A 17304-nucleotide genomic window follows, 5' to 3' on the forward strand; every position below is an offset into this window, starting at 1 on the left:
ATGATTCGAGTATTGTTATTTGCGCACTTGCAAGAAGAAGCAGGGACAAGTGAATTACAAATAGAGAAAGAAAATATTACGGTTGCAGAGTTAAAAGATGTTGTTGCGAAAGAATATAATGTACCAGTTTCAGAGCCAATTATGGTTGCGATTAATGAAGAATACGCAAATGAAGATGACAGGGTCCAATCTGGTGATGTTGTTGCACTAATTCCACCAGTGAGTGGTGGTTAATATTGGATTCATTAAAACGACTTTCCTAAGTAGGGGAAGTCGTTTTTTTATGGCGTTTTTGAGAACACTAACTTATAGGATAAGGAGGACGTTATGAAAAAAATATGTGTAATTATTACAGTGATATGTTCTATCTTTTTCTCTTCTCCAAGTGATTCTTTCGCGAAAGAATCAAGGGAACAGCTTTTAGAGAGTGCTTTATTGAATAGGTACTATTCGGTTATTAGACAAGTGACAAAAGATCAATATGAATGTGATTCAGTTATAAATATAAAGCGTCTCGGCAGGAAAGATGAATTTGTTCCTAGATTTGAAGTGACGCTACAATTTCTTACTTTTCAAGGGGCGCATAATCCCCCAAATGACAAAGTTACACTTACTTTGGAGGATTATTTAGATCATATAAAGGTAAAAAATGTGGAGCGAGAAAAGAATGTTTCTAATGATGTTGTAGAAAAGATTTGTGCTCGCAAAAAAGAAAAAATGAAAGCTCATTCTAATGATTGAGAGTGGTAACTTATTCCGCTATTTTGCGGGATGATTAAAGTTTCAATTTATGACATTTTACAGAGAAAGGTAATGGGCGATGGATATATTTTTAGCAATTTTACCAGCTATATTTTGGGGAAGTATTGTGCTATTTAATGTAAAACTGGGCGGGGGACCGTATAGTCAAACGCTCGGAACAACGTTTGGAGCACTTATTTTCTCAATTGTTGTTTATATTTTTATGAAGCCAGTATTAACACCTACCGTTATTGGAGTTGGAGTTGTTTCAGGTTTATTTTGGGCGCTTGGTCAGGCGAATCAATTAAAAAGTATTGATTTAATGGGTGTTTCGAGGACGATGCCAATTTCAACAGGACTTCAATTAGTTGCGACGACTTTATTTGGCGTTATCGTATTTCATGAATGGTCCACGACAATATCGGTCGTCCTTGGGATTTTAGCGCTCGTTTGTATTATTATCGGTGTTATTTTAACATCGCTTCAAAGTGAAGAAGAAAAAAATGCAGAGCAAGCAGCAAACTTTAAAAGAGGTATCGTAATTTTATTAATTTCAACAGTCGGTTATTTAGTTTACGTTGTAGTGATTAGACTATTTAACGTAGATGGTTGGTCAGCTTTGTTGCCACAAGCAGTTGGTATGGTGTTAGGTGGGATTTTGCTTACCTTTAAACATCAGCCATTTAATAAATATGCAATCCGAAATATTATTCCAGGATTAATTTGGGCAGCTGGAAATATGTTTTTATTCATTTCGCAGCCGCGTGTTGGAGTCGCAACAAGTTTCTCGCTATCGCAAATGGGAATTATTATTTCCACGCTTGGTGGGATTCTTATATTAGGTGAAAAGAAAACGAAACGCCAATTAACGGGTATCGTTGTCGGTATCGTTTTTATTATTGCAGCCGGAATTATGTTAGGTATAGCCAAAAGTTAAAGGAGGTATAGAAATGTATAGTGATTTAGCAGGGAAAGTTGTCGTTATTACAGGATCAGCAACTGGTCTCGGAAGAGCGATGGGAGTGAGGTTTGCTAAGGAAAAAGCGAAAGTGGTTATTAATTATCGCTCACGAGAATCAGAAGCAAATGGTGTGTTAGAAGAAATTAAAAAGGTAGGCGGCGAAGCGATTGCTGTAAAAGGTGATGTAACGGTCGAATCAGATGTTGTGAATCTCATTCAATCTGCTGTGAAAGAGTTTGGTACGCTTGACGTTATGATTAATAATGCAGGGATAGAAAACGCGGTACCGTCGCATGAAATGCCGCTTGAAGATTGGAATAGGGTAATTAATACAAATTTAACAGGTGCTTTTTTAGGAAGTCGTGAAGCGATTAAATATTTTGTAGAACATGATATTAAAGGGTCTGTCATTAATATGTCTAGTGTTCATGAGAAAATTCCGTGGCCACTATTTGTGCACTATGCAGCAAGTAAGGGTGGTATTAAACTGATGACAGAAACGTTAGCGCTAGAATATGCGTCAAAAGGTATTCGAGTAAATAATATTGGGCCAGGTGCAATTAATACGCCGATAAATGCAGAAAAATTTGCTGATCCAAAGCAGCGTGCTGACGTAGAAAGTATGATACCGATGGGCTATATTGGAAAACCTGAAGAAATTGCAGCGGTAGCAACTTGGCTTGCTTCTTCAGAGGCGAGTTATGTAACGGGAATTACGCTATTTGCAGATGGTGGAATGACGTTATATCCATCGTTTCAAGCTGGGCGTGGGTAATATGAAAAGGACAAAGAGTTTTATCTCTTTGTCCTTTTTACAAAAAAAATAGCGTTCAGCTATTTTAAATTTAATGATTAATTGTATCTTGAAGAAATTCTGTTGCTTGATGTTCAGTAACATTTTGTACGAGCGCGACTTCGCTAATCATCATTTTTCGGGCATTATCTAGCATTTGTTTTTCGCTCGCATTTAATGTTCTCTCTTTATTACGGCGAAGTAAATCCCGAACCACTTCTGCGCTATCTTGTAAATTGCCATTTTTCATTTTTTCCATATTCATTGTATATCTTTGTTTCCATGAGAGTGATGGGTCTGACTCCCCGTTTTGAAATTCAAGAAGTATATCATCTAACGTACCTCGATCAACGATATAACGAATACCTGATTTTTTTAATTGTTCCATCGGAAGCATTACTTGCATATCTTTACTAATGATGCGTATCACACAATATTGACGTGAAGTACCTAATATTTCTTTCTCTTCAATTGCTTCGATAATTCCTGCACCGTGCATTGGATAAACGATTTTATCACCAATTTGAAACAAATCATCCACCTCCATATGTGGTAACCACTTTTAATGATAGCATACGTATGTAAAAATGTCAAATTTTATATAATAACATAATATTTATATTCGAGTCAATAAGGTAAAGTGCTTTTTTTATGTTTTTTTGGGGATTTTATTTATAGTGATTTTTTTAGAAAAATAGTACAGGTGAAGAAAGAAGGCATATCCACTTATTTTTAAGCATAAAATGTAAAAGCGCTAATACAATATACCTAAATCCGTTCTTTGCAAAGGAGGGAGAGAAGGTGGGGCGCACAATAAAAATTGATATTACAAATAAAGTTGTAGCTAAATTTAGACCAAATTATTTGGAATTATATACGAGTAAATTTATGATAGGTAAGTTTTATGTCTATACTGAAGATAAAAAATATGTGTTAGAAGACGGATATATATATGAGAATGGAAAGTTTTATCGCATCATAGATACGCACCGTGGCAATAATCAAGCGGCGGAGGGCTGCGATCTAGGATGGTGTTAACATGATTCGTGTGAAAGTGTTTGATGAAAGTCACGAAAAAGACTTAGAAGACGCTGTGAATGTTTTTTTGAAAAAGATTGATGATAGCAACTTTGTAGATATTAAGTACCAAGTTGGTGTTTCCATTAACGACGATGAAAACCAAATTTATTGTTTTTCAGCAATGATCGTTTATAAAGCATAAAAAAGAGCTGGCTCATCCAGCTCTTTTTTATGTTTTATGTTGGGACAACATGTGTCGGTAATACGTTCATAATAGATTGGGTTGTGCCTGATTTCTTTGTCGTTAAAAGAGGCTCCCCTGTTTCATGGTTTTGGGCATCTTTACACATACCAAGGTGATAACGATCACCTAAAAATGGATCAATATAAAAACCGTTTTTGAATACTTTATCATTCGGATGTTTTTCATGATGAATATCAGAGCAGTTAATGCAATAGAACATAGCGTTCAACCCCTTTTTATTTTGTTTGAAAAAAGTGAGTCGGTAGTCATTTCGCTCCTAAGGAAATGTTGAGGAGAAGAGAAATAACTACCTACTCAAATGGTGGGCATATTCCTTCTGATTTGTCATATCTCGCGTATTGTCCCTGAGGGAAGGAGGAGAGACGAAGTACGCATGATATAAGTAAGGCACTTCTTTCAATATGAATGATGGAGTTTCATGTTGAGAGAAGTTTTTATTTTGTATTGCCTTTGTGAGTATATTATGAGGAAATGCTAAGAGGGTGTTTGTCCTGTTGAAAAAATGTTGAGAATTTCTCAACAGTAAAAGAATTAGCGTTGACATGAAACCAAAAGGTGTTATATCATCAAAGTACAACCAAAAGGTGTTATGTTATAACGCGGAGTAAAGGAGAATGAAAATGGAACAAAAAAATACATTAAATGATATTAAACAAACAATCGTTTTTAACGCGTCTATTCAAAAGGTATGGAGTGTAGTATCAACTGCAGAAGGGATTGCGTCATGGTTTATGCCAAATGATTTTGTATTAGAGGTAGGACATGAATTTCATGTGCAATCACCATTTGGGCCATCACCATGTAAAGTGTTAGAAATTGATGAGCCGAACCATTTATCTTTCTCATGGGATACAGATGGCTGGATTGTTTCATTTAATTTGAAAGACTTAGGAGATAACAAAACAGAATTTACGTTAATTCACGGCGGCTGGAAACATCCTGATGAAATTCTTCCGAAAGCAAATGCGAAGAGCTCTATTATTCGCGATAGAATGAGCGGTGGTTGGGTAGCGATTGTAAATGAAAAACTGAAAAAGGTTGTCGAAGGCTAAGTGTCCTCGTCAGCAGCGAAATATGATGTATTTCAAGCAATTGCTGATCCAACCCGCCGAGAAGTAATACGGTTATTAAGTGACAAAGAGTTACCGATTTCCAAAATAACGGATCATTTCCCGATGAGTCGTACTGCGGTTGTAAAGCACCTTCATATTCTTTCGGAAGCGAATTTAGTAAGTGGAAGAAAAAGCGGAAGAGAGAAGATATATCGTTTGCATCCAGAACCATTAGAAGAATTACAACAGTGGCTCTCGTATTATGAGCGTTTTTGGGATAATAAATTATCCATGCTGAAACATATTGTGGAGAATGAAGAGTAGATGTTATGTAAAAAGGATGACCAAAATGGTCATCCTTTTTATTGTTGCTCACTTGTTTGTGTAGCTGGCTTTAATAAAATCCAAGCGATAATTAATGTACATACTGCTAATACGAAAGTGCTCATATAAATGACGTGTACGCTTGATGCTAATGCGGATTGTGATTCGGTTACTACGTTTGCTGTAGTACCGCCATGTCCACCAGATACAAGATCAAGATTTTTAATACCACGTGCGTGAATCATCGTATTGAAGATTGTACCGAATATTGCAGCACCTAACGTTTGACTAAATGTATTAATAAATGTGTTTAAACCAACAGCTGTTCCGCGTGTATGAGCTGGGACTGCTGCTTGAATTGTTACCATATAAATCGGTGTCACAAGCCCCATTCCTAAGCCGAATAATCCAACTGCTACATAAATAAGGAACGATGGTGAATTGGTTGATAGTGTAAATAATAAGAACGTAGCGACTGATAAAATGCTAGCCCCAAGTAAAATGATTTGTTTCGTTTTTAATTTGCCTACTAAGTTACCAGAGAAAATAGCGCCAAATGTCCACATAACAGGGATTGGCATTAAAATAAGTCCAGCTTCTGTAGCGTTTTTTCCTAATACACCTTGGCTCCAGATTGGTAGGTACATTGTAATACTAATAATCATTGCGCCAGCAATAAGAGTTAATATATTTATCGTAGATAATGTACGGTTAGAGAAAAGTGTTAAAGGAATTAATGGTTCCGGAGATTTTTTCTCGATGAACAAGAAAATAATGAATGAAATAGCGGCAAAGATTAATAGGCCGATAATTGTCATGTCTCCCCAGTTTTGCTTACTGCTACCTGTTAATAATGCATATAGTAGAGCGATTGTACTTAATGAAAAAACTGTTGCACCAAGATAATCGATATGGTGTTTAGCGGGCTTAATAGATTCTTTGTAGTAAATTGCAATCATTAAGCAAGCGATAATTCCAAATGGAACGTTTAAGAAGAAAATATAGCGCCAAGAAAGGGAATCAACTAAAAATCCACCTACTAACGGTCCGATAACACCGGATACACCCCAAACGGCACTCATCCAACCTTGTGCTTTCGCGCGGTCTTTCGCTTCGCTATATAAGTCTCCAATTATCGTCATTGTGATTGGCATAACAGCACCAGCACCGATACCTTGAAGAGCGCGGAAGAAAATTAATTGTTCCATCGATGTAACGACTCCGCAAAGTGCAGAACCGACTAAAAAGATTGTAGCTCCGATCAGTAAAACTTTTTTACGGCCGAATAAATCAGCGAGCTTTCCGTATATTGGAGTCGAAACAGCTGTTGCAAGCATATAAATTGCATATACCCAACTAACAAGTTCGACGCCTGACAAATCACTCGTTATACGAGGGATTGCTGTACTAACAATCGTTCCTTCTACCGCAGAAAGAAACGTCATTAACATTAAAGACATCATGACTTTTTTTCTCATTTGTTTTCCCCTTACCCTTTTTTAAATATTCAACAATATAAAATATAAAGGTACTAAGGTATATAAAGCAACAAAAAAGCAATGGAAAGTTACATGGAGCAGATGTTTGTCGCTTCTTGTCGGTAAGTCGATATATTTGAGAAATCGCCGATAATGATTTCATGGCAATATTAAAAAAAGAAACAGGAATCCCTGTTTCTTTTTTAATATTGCATTTTCGCGTTTTCTCCAGCTGTCGTTCCAGCAATTCTACCAGTAACGAGGGCTGATGTAATATTATAACCACCAGTATAACCGTGAATATCAAGAACTTCTCCACAGAAATATAAGCCGTTCGTGAATTTAGAAGACATTTCTTTCGGATTAATTTCTTTCACGGATACACCTCCGCCAGTAACGAATGCTTTTTCAATTGATTGCGTACCATTTACATTCACAGTAAACTCTTTAAAGTCTTTCACAAGTGCACGAATCTTTTCGTGAGAAACTTGTCCAGCTTGTTCACTACCGTCAATTTCATTTTTTTCTAATAAGAATAGGAAGTAACGTTCAGGGACATAACCTTTTAAAACGTTTTTAATTCCTTTTTTCGGATCTTCTTTCATTTGTTTCAGCATGCGCTGAAATAGTTGCTCACTATTTTCCTCTGGCAATGCATCAATACTCATTTGTATTGTGTTCGTTTTAAACTTTTTCAGTGCTTTCACGACGAATTGACTACAGCGAAGAGCAGCAGGACCAGATAGGCCGAAATGAGTGAAGAGCATGTCCATTTTGTGAGAAATGATAGCTTTTCCTTTCGGGTTTAATACGCTTAAGTTTATATCACGTAAAGCAAGACCTTGTAATGAGCGATCACGTATAAACGGCTCGTTTGACAGGATAGGTACTTCTGTTGGGAATAATTCTGTAATTGTATGACCTGCTTTTTCAGCCCAAGCGTATCCGTCTCCAGTGGAACCAGTTTGAGGAACGGATTTTCCGCCAACAGCGATAACGACATGATTTGTTTCTAACACTTCGCCTGTTTGCAGTACAACTGCCTTCGTTTGACCATTTTCATATTCAATCGTTTCAACAGGCGTATTTGTACGGATTTTTACACCTAAGTCTTTTAATCGTGTTAAAAGTGCATCTACAACAGATTGCGCTTTGTTTGACACGGGGAACATGCGACCGTGGTCTTCTTCTTTCAATTTAACACCAAGATTTTCGAAGAATGTAATAATATCTTCATTATTAAAAAGAGAAAAAGCGCTGTATAAGAAGCGACCGTTTCCTGGTATATGTTTAACAATTTCATCAAGTGGTAGACGGTTCGTTACGTTACAGCGTCCGCCACCAGAAATTGCAAGTTTACGCCCAAGTTTATTTCCTTTATCAAGAAGCAAGACATTTGCGCCTTCTTCTGCAGCACCAATTGCAGCCATTAGCCCAGAAGGACCGCCGCCGATGACAATAACATCATAATGCATAATATATCGACCTCATTTTCTACATTTCCTGCCTAAAAGAATAGCATGTTTTCCGTTAAAAGAAAAATAGAGTGAAGTACTGCTTAATGAGAGAATTGTGGTACAATACAAAAGTTAGAGTTCAGCACTATCCTGCTATTTGTAGGCGATAAGACTAAAACCTCAAGATTTAGGAGAAGTAAATAGGGAGTCTGTTAGCCTGTAAATGCTCGAATGGTTCAACTAATAAGGAGTAGGAGAGAAGTCTCCAACTAATTATAGTTTCACTTTATGTAGATGTAGGAGGATTTTTGTATGTCCGATTCGAAATTTCTGCGCGGAACGCTTATTGTTACGCTAGGGACATTTTTAGTAAAGTTCTTAGGCATGATTTACGTCTTTCCGTTTCATGCATTAGTAGGCACAGAAGGCGGAACGCTCTATACATATGGATACATTCCATATACGATCTTTTTAAGTATCGCAACGGCAGGTGTGCCGCTTGCTGTTTCAAAATTTGTTTCCAAATATAATGCGCTTGGCGATTATAAAACGAGCCGGAGAATGTTCCGCTCGGGAATGGTTATGATGATAGTAACAGGAGTTCTTTCGTTCCTAGTACTGTACATGACGGCGCCACTGTTTGCAGAAGCGATGCTTGGTAAACAAAGTATACACAATAATGTAGCAGAAGTTACGACGATCATTCGTCTTGTAAGTTTCGCACTTATTGTTGTACCAGCAGCGAGTTTAATTCGTGGTTATTTCCAAGGTCACCAGTCTATGGGACCAACTACCGTTTCACAAATTATTGAACAAATTATTCGTATCGTCTTTTTATTAGCTGGTAGTTTTATCGTTATTAAAGTACTTGGCGGTACAGTTGCAACAGCAGTTGGAGTAGCGACATTTGCTGCGTTCGTTTCAGCGGTTGGAGCACTCGGTGTGTTAATTTGGTACTGGTTAAAACGTAAAAAATATTTGGATCAATATTTAATTGAACAAACTGTACCAGAATCAACAGTAAGTACTGTTCAATTGTTTAAAGAGTTATTCGCATATGCGATTCCTTACGTTGTAATTGGGTTAACAATTCCTTTATATCAACAAATTGATACATTGACATTTAACTCAATTATGCAGGCGATTGGTCAAGGTGATATCGCAGAGCGAGCGCTGGGTATTTTCACAATGTGGACGCATAAGTTAATTATGATTCCTGTATCACTTGCAACAGCGTTTAGTTTAACGCTTGTACCAGCAATTACAAAATCATTTACTGAAAAACAATACCGCTATTTGAAATTACAAATTACACAAACATTCCAGGCAAATATGTTTTTAACATTGCCAGCAGTTATCGGTATTTCAACACTTGCATATCCAATTTACACGGCTTTCTATGACTCAGATCCATTAGGTGGACAAGTATTAATGTGGTATGCACCAGTTGCATTGTTATTTGCTTTATTTACAGTAACAGCGGCAATTCTTCAAGGGATTAATCAGCAAAAGCATGCGATTGTCGCGCTTATTATGGGTGTTATTTTGAAATTTGTATGTAACGTAATCTTTATTCGTTATTTCGGTACAGTAGGAGCAATTCTAGCGACCGCAGTTGGTTTCTTAGCTTCTGTTTGGTATACAAATCGACAAATTAAAAAATACGCACACTATTCATTCGGTGTTGTATATAAAAGAACATTCCAAATTGCAGTACTGACACTTATAATGGTCGTTGCTGTAAAACTATCACAATGGCTTCTATCCTTCATGATTTCGCCTGATGGCCGTATTGGTGCTCTTATAACAGTTGCGATTTGTACAGGTATTGGCGGTCTTGTTTACGGATTGTTAGCAATTCGCACAGGAGTACTTGAAAGAGTATTTGGCGGAGAAGCATTAGATAAAATTCAACGTAAACTTGGTAGTAGATTTAAAATAAAGTTGAAATCAAGAGGGGCGTAATTACGTCCCCTTTTCTATGATAAATAAAGAAGGTGAAAAACGTGAGATTAGATAAATTATTAGCGAATATGGGATATGGAAGTAGAAAAGAAGTAAAGAAATTATTGAAAGATGGCGTTGTGAAAATTGATGGAACGCCAGTAAAAGATGCGAAAGTTCATGTAAATGTAGAAGAGCAAGAAGTTATGATTCACGGTGAAGTTGTGGAATACAAAGAGTTTGTTTACTTAATGATGCATAAACCACAAGGTGTTATTTCAGCGACGGAAGATGATAATCATGAAACAGTAATAGATTTATTAGAATTAGAAGATGCAATCTTTGATCCGTTCCCAGTTGGACGACTTGATATCGATACGGAAGGTTTCTTATTGATAACAAATGATGGGAAGTTATCACATCAATTATTATCTCCGAAAAAGCATGTGCCGAAAAAATATTATGCACACGTTGCAGGAGTAGTAACAGAAGAGGATGTAAAAGAGTTTGCTAAAGGTGTTATTTTAGACGATGGCTATGAAACAAAGCCAGGTGCGCTTACAATATTGAAAAGCGATGATATTTCTGAAATTGAGCTTGTGATTACGGAAGGGAAATTCCATCAAGTGAAGCGTATGTTTGAAGCGGTAGGGAAAAAAGTAGTCTACCTAAAGAGAACAGAGATGGGTCCGTTAGTATTAGATGAAGAACTAGAACTTGGACAATACCGAGAGCTAACAGATGAAGAAGTAGAAATGTTAAGAACATATCAAGTAGATACTGAAAAGTAGTACCTTTATAGGTACAGAAAAAACCCCTTTCTAATAGTTAGAAAGGGGTATGTATTTATTTACATACAATTATTTTTCGTTATGAGGTCATTCTCACTTTCTTTCCTGTTGTTGTCCACTTACCGCGGCAAGGGCTATACACGAGTTCATTAAACTGCAACACATTTAGATCACGTTGTATCGTTCGCGGTGTGATCCCGAACTCATCTACAAGGTCTTTCGTCGTTACCGTTCCGTTTTCATTGATGTACATATAAATTGATTTAATGCGTGTTAGCATACGAGTAGTTGTAGGTTTCAAGAGAAAACCACTCCTCTACTAGTTTTTTTGACCCCATTCAGGAAAGAAGGTCGTTACTACCATTGTACTCTACATGATAAAATTCATGCTTTAATCTACTTAAATTTTACAAAAGTTTAACAAAAATTCATATAGAAAAATATTGGTAGTTGACATTGTATATATGGTCAGTCAACTAACACATAAAATTCTACGTAAAACGCCAAATTCCTGCAAATTTTTTTGAAAAAATAAAAGAAAAACTAATAAGAAATGTCTGAAATATTACAATTGTTCGGTATTTAGTTTTCGTGTATGGCATAAGGGATTTCGGTTTGCTATGATGAAAGAGATAATATAGTGAAGGATGGATGCGTGATGTCAGCGATTAATTGGACAGAAGAAGTTGCAAAACGAAAAGATGATTTAATTCGTGATACACAACAATTTTTACAAATTAAAAGTGTATGGGAAGAAGAATCGGCGAAAGAGGGCGCACCATTCGGTGAAGGGGTAGAAAAAGCGCTATCTTTCATGTTACATAAAGGAGAAGCTGAAGGTTTTGCTTCTAAAAATTTAGAAGGATATGCAGGTCATCTTGAAATGGGACAAGGAGAAGAATTAGTAGGTATTCTTTGTCACGTTGATGTTGTACCAGAAGGAGATGGCTGGACGACTCCCGCATATAGTGCGGATATTCGCGATGGAAAGATTTTTGCACGTGGTGCAATTGACGATAAAGGCCCAACGATGGCAGCATATTATGCGATGAAAATTGTGAAAGAATTAGGCTTACCTCTTTCAAAACGTGTTCGTATGATTATAGGAACAGATGAAGAAAGCAATTGGAAATGTGTAGATCACTACTTTAAAAACGAAGAAATGCCAACAATCGGTTTTGCACCAGATGCAGATTTTCCAATTATTAATGCAGAAAAAGGAATTTCTGATATACAAGTTGTGCAAAATGGTAGTGAAGAGAAAAAAGGTACATATGAACTTGTTTCATTTGATTCAGGGCGACGTTTAAATATGGTTCCTGATTTTGCAGAAGCGGTTATTACAGGAGAAGATGTAAATGCACTTACAGTAGCATATGAAGAGTATTTACAAACTGCTAAAAAAATAGGGGAATCGACCATAGAAGGTAATACAGTGACGTTGCAAATAAAAGGAATTTCAGCGCACGGATCTACTCCTGAAAAAGGAGAAAATGCAGGTTTATTATTAGCAAACTTCTTGACTACAGTTTCACTTGATGGAAAAGCAACTGCATTTGCGACATTTGCAACAGAAACATTTACTGGTGATATTTTGGGTGAAAAAGCTACTATTGCTTATAAAGATGAAATTAGCGGTCCGTTAACAGTGAATGTTGGTCGCCTTTCTTATACGAAAGAAAACGGTGGTAACTTAGGGCTAAACGTACGTTACCCAGTTACAACTAACTTTGAAGAAACAATTGCGAAGTTGAAAGAGTATGTTGGTACGCATGGATTTGAAGTAGCTGACTATTCTAATTCACGCCCGCATCACGTTGATAAAGACCACGTATTAATTCGTACGTTACAACGTGTATATGAAGAACAAACAGGTGAAAAAGCAGAACTATTAGCAATTGGCGGAGGTACTTATGCTCGTTCATTAAAAGCTGGTGTGGCATTTGGACCGCTATTCCCTGGAAAGGAAGAACTTGCGCATCAAAAAGATGAGTACATTGAAATTGAAGACTTATTAAAAGCAACAGCAATTTATGCGCAAGCAATTCATGAATTAGCGAAGTAAAGTGAAACTTTAATCGCCGATATATGAATAATGACCGCTCTCTACTTTAGAGGGCGGCTTCTTTTTAATTGAATGAGATAAGAAAGAAAAGCAACAATAGAAAGAAGGAGACGGTGTACATGGATAGGCATTATTTTGTCGCAATTACGTTACCAAATCATATAAAAGAAGTGCTGTCTAACTATAAAGAGGATACGAATGAGAAATTACCATTTCGCTCGTGGGTACATAAGGAAGATTATCATATTACCCTTTCCTTTTTAGGAGGTGCGACAGAAGAACAGTTAAAAGGGATAAAGAATGGATTACAAACACTTATAAAAACAAAAGAACTATCGTTCACGTTACAAGGTTTTTCAACGTTTGGTAGGGAAGATCAGCCCCGTATTCTTTGGGCGAAGGTAAGTGAGAATCATGATTTGTTTCAGTTACAAAAGCAAGTACATGCCATTTGTGAAGAAAATGGTTTTTCTCTAGAAACACGCCCGTATCATCCGCATATTACTGTTGCTCGTAAATGGATAGGAGAAGAAAAGTTTCATTTAGAAAGTATAAAAGAAGTGCCTGAAATATCATTTCAAGCAGATACAATTACTTTATACGAATCCCACGTGAAAGAAACCCCGAAGTATAAATCGATTGCTGAAATAAAATTACAAAAATAGAATGTTGAAAACGTTTTTTATGCAGGTGAATATACTATAGAGAAGAATGGAGTTACTGTATAGAGTCTTGTTGATAAGAAAAGCCTTATCATTTGCAGCTCATTTTATCTCGCCTGATTGGTGAAGGCTAATAATAAGTGAGGATGGGAAAATTTTCTCGCTCATTAAAGTTTCACTTTATTTTAACTTTGAGAATGATGGTGATTTTTTTATGTTGAAAGTAAAACGTCCATTTGATGCCTATTTAGATGAAATGAATAAAATTACAATTTTGCTCCCACATGCGTATGGAACAAGTCGGACATTTCGTTTGCAAGAAGGAAGTAATGTGAAAGATTTACCGATTGCTCATACTATTGCACTTCCAGATGCAACGAAGTATGAGTGCTTTATAGAAGAGCCGCTAGATGTGGGGAAGTATTATACAGTACGAGATGAACGGAATGAAGAAACGGATTTACAAATAGGTGCTGTTATTCGAACAACAATTTTCGATGAAAAGCATTATTACGAAGGTACAGATTTAGGTGCTGTGTATCAAAAAGAAGAAACGACATTTAAAGTATGGGCTCCAACCGCAAGGCTTGCGAAAGTAAGAATTTATAAGAGTGATAAAGAATATACCGATCATGAAATGTACAGAGAAGAAAACGGAGTTTGGATTCAAACATTACAAGGGGATTTAGACGGAGCATGCTATACATTTCTTGTTTGTATTAATTTAATATGGAACGAAGCTGTGGATCCTTATGCAAAGTCGGTGACGGTAAACGGCAAACACGGTGTTGTTATCGATTTAGAAAAAACGAGTGTAACAAGACGAGAGGGATTACCACCATTACAATCAATGACAGATGCCATATTGTATGAACTGCATATTCGTGATGCGACTATACATCAAAATAGTGGAGTGAGTCAAAAGGGAACATATAAAGGATTGATGGAAGAGGGAACAACGGGACGGAACGGGACGTTAACAGGGTTGTCTCATATAAAAGATTTAGGTGTTACACATGTTGAACTATTACCTTTATATTGTTTCGGTGGTGTAGATGAGGCGAATCCTTCGTCCGCCTATAATTGGGGGTATAATCCATTATATTACAATGCACCAACAGGATTTTATGCTACAAATCCCTCTGATCCGTATAACAGGATAGTTGAGTGCAAACAACTAATTGAAACATTTCATGAACAAGGTATTAGGGTGATCATAGACGTTGTATATAATCATGTTTATGAAAGAGAGCTATCATCATTTGAAAAGCTTGTTCCAGGCTATTATTTTCGTCATGGTGAAGATGGTATGCCTTCTAATGGGACGGGAGTCGGAAATGATATAGCGTCTGAACGGAAAATGATGAGGAAATTCATTGTAGAGTCTATTTTATATTGGCTTACTGAATACAATGTCGATGGATTCCGATTCGACTTAATGGGAATTTTAGATGTTGATACAATGAATGTGATAGAAAAAGAAGTACGAAACATAAAACGAGATGCTTTATTATTAGGAGAAGGATGGGATTTACAAACACCACTTCCTGCCAAAGAAAAAGCAACGTTAAATAATGCGAAGAACATGCCGCATATTGCGCAGTTTAATGATCAATTTCGTGATGGGATAAAAGGGAGTACATTTCATATAAACAAGCGTGGTTTTGCATTTGGTGGGTCTGTAGACTGTAATCATTTGCAGTATATTGCAGCAGGAAGTCTTTTAAGTATGAAAGAAACAGGGCTGTTTCTAGAGCCGGCGCAAAGCATTAATTATGTAGAATGTCATGATAATATGACGATGTGGGATAAACTAGTGCGCAGTAATGAAGAATCAGAAGCGATTTTGAAAAAACGTCACCTGCTAGCGAGCGCAATGGTTATTCTTTCACAAGGCATTCCTTTCTTACATGCAGGACAAGAGTTTTATCGTACGAAGAAAGGAAATGAAAATAGTTATAATGCAAATGATGAGATTAATCAATTAGATTGGGATCAAAAAGAGAAAGAGATAGAGACTGTTAACTATATAAAAGGTTTAATTGCGATTCGTAAAGAGCATGGGGCATTCCGATTACAAAACGCAGACCTTATAAAAAAACATATGACTTTTTTACAAACATCTACAGAAGTACTTGCATACCACCTGCAAAATGTAAAATCGTTTGGACCGTGGAAAGAGATTGTCGTTTTATTTAATAGCGGTTTAGAAGCTAAAACGGTGCAACTTCCGAAAGAAGAAACGTGGCATGTGTTAGTAAACGAAAACGAAGCGAAAATAGATCCAATTTCTTCATTTAGAGGAAAGGAACTTAGGCTCGCTCCAATTAGCACGTATATATTGACGATAATGTGACAAATCGCTACTTGACGATGAGAATGTAATAAATGTAGAATTGACAAAGGTGACGATTTTGATAAGTTGTCATTCTATGACAGGTTTTGTAAAATAAAATAGAGGATTTTTGGCCTAGGCTAATTTTTCTTTTCATTTACAGTAAAATATATGAATCCACAACATGTGTAGAAATGTTGCGGTTTTTCTTTTCATAACTATAAAAGATAAGGATTTGTTAACGGGTAATGAATATGGAATGGTTGGAACAATTATTAGGAAAAGAGTGGAGTCTTGTACCGGCTGGTGGAGTAACGGGCGATGCATATATTGCGCAAAACGGACAACAGAAGTTATTTTTAAAGCGGAATACATCGCCCTTTTTAGCGGTATTGTCAGCAGAAGGAATTGTTCCAAAATTACTTTGGACAAGAAGGGTAACGAATGGTGATGTAATTTCTGCTCAAAAATGGCTTCCGGGACAGAAGCTAGAGCCAGAGGATATGAAACTAGAACGTGTTGCGAAACTTTTGAAGAAAATACACTCCTCTAAAGCGCTTGTACAGATGATTCAAAGACTTGGGAAGCAGCCGCTTCACGCACAAGAGTTATTACAACAACTGCAACTCGTTTTAAGAGGAGATATAAGGGATGATGAAACAATTCAGCAAGGCCTTCAATATTTAATGGGTTCATTAAAAGCTATTGAATACAATGAATTTGTTGTATGCCATTGTGATGTAAACCATAACAATTGGATATTGTCGGATGAAGATGAGTTGTTTCTAATTGATTGGGATGGAGCTGTAATTGCTGACCCGGCTCTAGACCTTGGTATGTTATTATATTGGTACATTCCGCGCCAGGAGTGGAGTGAGTGGCTCGGTTTTTATGATATTGAAATGGATGAATCGCTGCTTAGGCGTATGAGATGGTATGTGATAGCACAAACGATTTTGTCTATTCAATGGCATACAACAAAAAAACAGCAAGCAGAAGCTGAATATTGGCATCAATATTTACAGCAACTACTTGCTTCAGAATAATACTTAAGAAAAATTGTCCATTCCAGCAATCCACTGAGTAAGTTGTTCTTGATTATTGGAAATATGGTTGTCCAAATTAGAGGAAGATTTACCCGATTGACTATAAGAATATACATCGTTTAGCATTGTTTTAGCGTCACTACTTATATTATCGTTTGCGAGTAACGATTGAATGAGGCGCTCTAATTGCTCGCATTCTGAAACTGTCCCGCAGCAATCACTTTGGTGGTTGACTAAAATATCTTTCAGCACTTCTAATTGATGTTGTTGATTAATTGGCATGAACGGATCATCCTTTCGATTGTTTTTCTCTTCAAATGTAAGAGAAAAAGCTGTTTCGTCATGGAATGTTTAATGCTGTATGTAGTTT

20 protein-coding genes are annotated in these 17304 nt (G+C 36.7%); 14 read left to right on the forward strand and 6 right to left on the reverse strand.

Annotated features, from left to right (window positions below; genetic code table 11):
- The 4 genes from moaD to ACLBXA_RS00935 all read left to right on the forward strand — a co-directional run bounded on the left by moaD (position 1) and on the right by ACLBXA_RS00935 (position 2477).
- Positions 1-234 carry a molybdopterin converting factor subunit 1 gene (gene moaD, locus ACLBXA_RS00920; protein ID WP_000621773.1) on the forward strand — a complete coding sequence of 78 codons (234 nt, stop codon included), beginning with the start codon at positions 1-3 and terminating at the stop codon, positions 232-234.
- A gap of 93 nt (positions 235-327) precedes the next feature.
- Positions 328-741, forward strand: a complete 414-nt coding sequence (locus ACLBXA_RS00925) for a DUF3888 domain-containing protein (RefSeq protein ID WP_000717657.1) — start codon at positions 328-330, stop codon at positions 739-741.
- Between the two features lie 79 nt (positions 742-820).
- The gene (gene glcU / locus ACLBXA_RS00930; RefSeq protein ID WP_000350863.1) at positions 821-1678 is read left to right on the forward strand and encodes a glucose uptake protein GlcU; all 858 of its coding nucleotides are present in this window, start codon (positions 821-823) and stop codon (positions 1676-1678) included.
- A gap of 13 nt (positions 1679-1691) precedes the next feature.
- Positions 1692-2477 (forward strand): glucose 1-dehydrogenase, encoded by a 786-nt coding sequence (locus ACLBXA_RS00935; protein ID WP_000286680.1) that lies wholly within the window; start codon positions 1692-1694, stop codon positions 2475-2477.
- A 70-nt stretch (positions 2478-2547) separates the two neighbouring features.
- Here ACLBXA_RS00935 and ACLBXA_RS00940 read toward each other — a convergent pair whose 3' ends face one another.
- Positions 2548-3042, reverse strand: coding sequence for a CarD family transcriptional regulator (locus ACLBXA_RS00940; protein WP_000451446.1), 495 nt, complete (start codon positions 3040-3042; stop codon positions 2548-2550).
- A gap of 254 nt (positions 3043-3296) precedes the next feature.
- Here ACLBXA_RS00940 and ACLBXA_RS00945 point away from each other — a divergent pair, with 254 nt between their 5' ends.
- Together ACLBXA_RS00945 and ACLBXA_RS00950 are read left to right on the forward strand one after the other, a co-directional pair.
- Positions 3297-3533 (forward strand): DUF2553 family protein, encoded by a 237-nt coding sequence (locus tag ACLBXA_RS00945; protein WP_000533804.1) that lies wholly within the window; start codon positions 3297-3299, stop codon positions 3531-3533.
- Between the two features lies 1 nt (position 3534).
- Positions 3535-3717, forward strand: a complete 183-nt coding sequence (locus ACLBXA_RS00950) for a sporulation protein Cse60 (protein ID WP_000621751.1) — start codon at positions 3535-3537, stop codon at positions 3715-3717.
- A gap of 34 nt (positions 3718-3751) precedes the next feature.
- Here ACLBXA_RS00950 and ACLBXA_RS00955 read toward each other — a convergent pair whose 3' ends face one another.
- On the reverse strand, positions 3752-3979 hold the full coding sequence (locus tag ACLBXA_RS00955; protein WP_000498990.1) for a DUF3973 domain-containing protein: 228 nt from the start codon (positions 3977-3979) through the stop codon (positions 3752-3754).
- A 421-nt stretch (positions 3980-4400) separates the two neighbouring features.
- On the opposite strand from ACLBXA_RS00955, the gene ACLBXA_RS00960 reads away from it, so the two are divergent.
- Positions 4401-4832 carry an SRPBCC family protein gene (locus ACLBXA_RS00960; RefSeq protein WP_447617079.1) on the forward strand — a complete coding sequence of 144 codons (432 nt, stop codon included), beginning with the start codon at positions 4401-4403 and terminating at the stop codon, positions 4830-4832.
- Positions 4833-5156, forward strand: coding sequence for an ArsR/SmtB family transcription factor (locus ACLBXA_RS00965; RefSeq protein ID WP_000098837.1), 324 nt, complete (start codon positions 4833-4835; stop codon positions 5154-5156).
- Positions 5157-5194: 38 nt separating this feature from the next.
- On the opposite strand, the gene ACLBXA_RS00970 is transcribed toward ACLBXA_RS00965, so the two are convergent.
- Entirely contained in the window at positions 5195-6634 is a 1440-nt protein-coding gene (locus tag ACLBXA_RS00970; RefSeq protein WP_001228024.1) for an MDR family MFS transporter, read from the reverse strand.
- 203 nt (positions 6635-6837) lie between these two features.
- Positions 6838-8109 carry a BaiN/RdsA family NAD(P)/FAD-dependent oxidoreductase gene (locus ACLBXA_RS00975; protein WP_000558871.1) on the reverse strand — a complete coding sequence of 424 codons (1272 nt, stop codon included), beginning with the start codon at positions 8107-8109 and terminating at the stop codon, positions 6838-6840.
- Positions 8110-8403: 294 nt separating this feature from the next.
- Here ACLBXA_RS00975 and ACLBXA_RS00980 point away from each other — a divergent pair, with 294 nt between their 5' ends.
- Together ACLBXA_RS00980 and ACLBXA_RS00985 are read left to right on the forward strand one after the other, a co-directional pair.
- Positions 8404-10056 carry a putative polysaccharide biosynthesis protein gene (locus ACLBXA_RS00980; protein ID WP_447617080.1) on the forward strand — a complete coding sequence of 551 codons (1653 nt, stop codon included), beginning with the start codon at positions 8404-8406 and terminating at the stop codon, positions 10054-10056.
- A 41-nt stretch (positions 10057-10097) separates the two neighbouring features.
- Positions 10098-10826 carry a pseudouridine synthase gene (locus ACLBXA_RS00985; protein WP_001234948.1) on the forward strand — a complete coding sequence of 243 codons (729 nt, stop codon included), beginning with the start codon at positions 10098-10100 and terminating at the stop codon, positions 10824-10826.
- A gap of 79 nt (positions 10827-10905) precedes the next feature.
- On the opposite strand, the gene ACLBXA_RS00990 is transcribed toward ACLBXA_RS00985, so the two are convergent.
- Positions 10906-11127 (reverse strand): DeoR family transcriptional regulator, encoded by a 222-nt coding sequence (locus ACLBXA_RS00990; protein ID WP_000805512.1) that lies wholly within the window; start codon positions 11125-11127, stop codon positions 10906-10908.
- A gap of 357 nt (positions 11128-11484) precedes the next feature.
- Between ACLBXA_RS00990 and pepV the strand changes: the two genes are divergently transcribed.
- From pepV to ACLBXA_RS01010, 4 genes are all read left to right on the forward strand, one after another.
- Complete coding sequence (pepV, locus tag ACLBXA_RS00995; RefSeq protein WP_001274235.1) at positions 11485-12891, forward strand: dipeptidase PepV; 1407 nt, start codon at positions 11485-11487, stop codon at positions 12889-12891.
- Positions 12892-13010: 119 nt separating this feature from the next.
- The gene (gene thpR, locus ACLBXA_RS01000) at positions 13011-13556 is read left to right on the forward strand and encodes an RNA 2',3'-cyclic phosphodiesterase (protein ID WP_000373845.1); all 546 of its coding nucleotides are present in this window, start codon (positions 13011-13013) and stop codon (positions 13554-13556) included.
- Positions 13557-13767: 211 nt separating this feature from the next.
- The gene (gene pulA, locus ACLBXA_RS01005) at positions 13768-15909 is read left to right on the forward strand and encodes a type I pullulanase (protein ID WP_000921756.1); all 2142 of its coding nucleotides are present in this window, start codon (positions 13768-13770) and stop codon (positions 15907-15909) included.
- Between the two features lie 227 nt (positions 15910-16136).
- Positions 16137-16934 carry a phosphotransferase family protein gene (locus ACLBXA_RS01010; RefSeq protein ID WP_002081999.1) on the forward strand — a complete coding sequence of 266 codons (798 nt, stop codon included), beginning with the start codon at positions 16137-16139 and terminating at the stop codon, positions 16932-16934.
- 3 nt (positions 16935-16937) lie between these two features.
- On the opposite strand, the gene ACLBXA_RS01015 is transcribed toward ACLBXA_RS01010, so the two are convergent.
- Positions 16938-17216: a YtzH-like family protein gene (locus tag ACLBXA_RS01015; protein ID WP_001122235.1), complete on the reverse strand. Its 279-nt coding sequence runs from the start codon at positions 17214-17216 to the stop codon at positions 16938-16940.
- Positions 17217-17304: the final 88 nt, after the last annotated feature.

It is taken from the genome of Bacillus sp. D48C (assembly GCF_053345735.1).

What these genes read in the sequence shown, in the direction of transcription:
- ACLBXA_RS00975 (WP_000558871.1), bottom strand. Translation starts at nt 8,109, where the DNA reads ATGCATTATGATGTTATTGTCATCGGCGGCGGTCCTTCTGGGCTAATG.
- ACLBXA_RS01015 (WP_001122235.1), bottom strand. Translation starts at nt 17,216, where the DNA reads ATGCCAATTAATCAACAACATCAATTAGAAGTGCTGAAAGATATTTTA.
- ACLBXA_RS00970 (WP_001228024.1), bottom strand. Translation starts at nt 6,634, where the DNA reads ATGAGAAAAAAAGTCATGATGTCTTTAATGTTAATGACGTTTCTTTCT.
- ACLBXA_RS00950 (WP_000621751.1), top strand. Translation starts at nt 3,535, where the DNA reads ATGATTCGTGTGAAAGTGTTTGATGAAAGTCACGAAAAAGACTTAGAA.
- ACLBXA_RS00940 (WP_000451446.1), bottom strand. Translation starts at nt 3,042, where the DNA reads ATGGAGGTGGATGATTTGTTTCAAATTGGTGATAAAATCGTTTATCCA.
- thpR (WP_000373845.1), top strand. Translation starts at nt 13,011, where the DNA reads ATGGATAGGCATTATTTTGTCGCAATTACGTTACCAAATCATATAAAA.
- pepV (WP_001274235.1), top strand. Translation starts at nt 11,485, where the DNA reads ATGTCAGCGATTAATTGGACAGAAGAAGTTGCAAAACGAAAAGATGAT.
- ACLBXA_RS00955 (WP_000498990.1), bottom strand. Translation starts at nt 3,979, where the DNA reads ATGTTCTATTGCATTAACTGCTCTGATATTCATCATGAAAAACATCCG.
- ACLBXA_RS00980 (WP_447617080.1), top strand. Translation starts at nt 8,404, where the DNA reads ATGTCCGATTCGAAATTTCTGCGCGGAACGCTTATTGTTACGCTAGGG.
- ACLBXA_RS00925 (WP_000717657.1), top strand. Translation starts at nt 328, where the DNA reads ATGAAAAAAATATGTGTAATTATTACAGTGATATGTTCTATCTTTTTC.
- glcU (WP_000350863.1), top strand. Translation starts at nt 821, where the DNA reads ATGGATATATTTTTAGCAATTTTACCAGCTATATTTTGGGGAAGTATT.
- ACLBXA_RS00935 (WP_000286680.1), top strand. Translation starts at nt 1,692, where the DNA reads ATGTATAGTGATTTAGCAGGGAAAGTTGTCGTTATTACAGGATCAGCA.
- moaD (WP_000621773.1), top strand. Translation starts at nt 1, where the DNA reads ATGATTCGAGTATTGTTATTTGCGCACTTGCAAGAAGAAGCAGGGACA.
- ACLBXA_RS00960 (WP_447617079.1), top strand. Translation starts at nt 4,401, where the DNA reads ATGGAACAAAAAAATACATTAAATGATATTAAACAAACAATCGTTTTT.
- pulA (WP_000921756.1), top strand. Translation starts at nt 13,768, where the DNA reads ATGTTGAAAGTAAAACGTCCATTTGATGCCTATTTAGATGAAATGAAT.
- ACLBXA_RS01010 (WP_002081999.1), top strand. Translation starts at nt 16,137, where the DNA reads ATGAATATGGAATGGTTGGAACAATTATTAGGAAAAGAGTGGAGTCTT.